Source organism: Vibrio sp. 10N.222.52.B7 (assembly GCF_041474275.1).
Lineage (GTDB): Bacteria > Pseudomonadota > Gammaproteobacteria > Enterobacterales > Vibrionaceae > Vibrio > Vibrio crassostreae_C.
In genome coordinates, this window is record NZ_JBFRTU010000261.1 from 1,089 (window position 1) to 1,443 (window position 355).

The 355-nt window shown below is 43.9% G+C and carries 1 pseudogene; it reads left to right on the plus strand.

Annotated features, from left to right (window positions below):
• Positions 1–355 (plus strand): annotated as a pseudogene (locus tag AB4512_RS22740) (LysR family transcriptional regulator); the annotation flags it as partial.

Sequence of the window (355 nt, forward strand, 5' to 3'; positions counted from 1 at the left end):
CTTGAACAAGATCTAGACATCATGATTTTTGACCGCTCAGGCCACCGTGCAAATTTCACGGAAGCGGGTCAGTTGATACTTGAGCAAGGTAGAATCATTCTTGGAGCTACAGAACGTCTTGTTAACGAGGCAAGCATTCTAGCCAATGGTTGGGAGCTCGATTTGACCATCGCCTTTGATGGCATTATCCCGATTGATAACTTTTTCCCACTGGTAGATGAACTAGGAAAAATCAGTAAAACACGCGTTCGTTTGCAAGAGGAAATCTTAGCGGGTTGTTGGGAATCTCTCACAGATGGTCGTGCTGACTTATTGGTATGCCCTAAGCTCGATACAATTCCAAACGATATGAAAA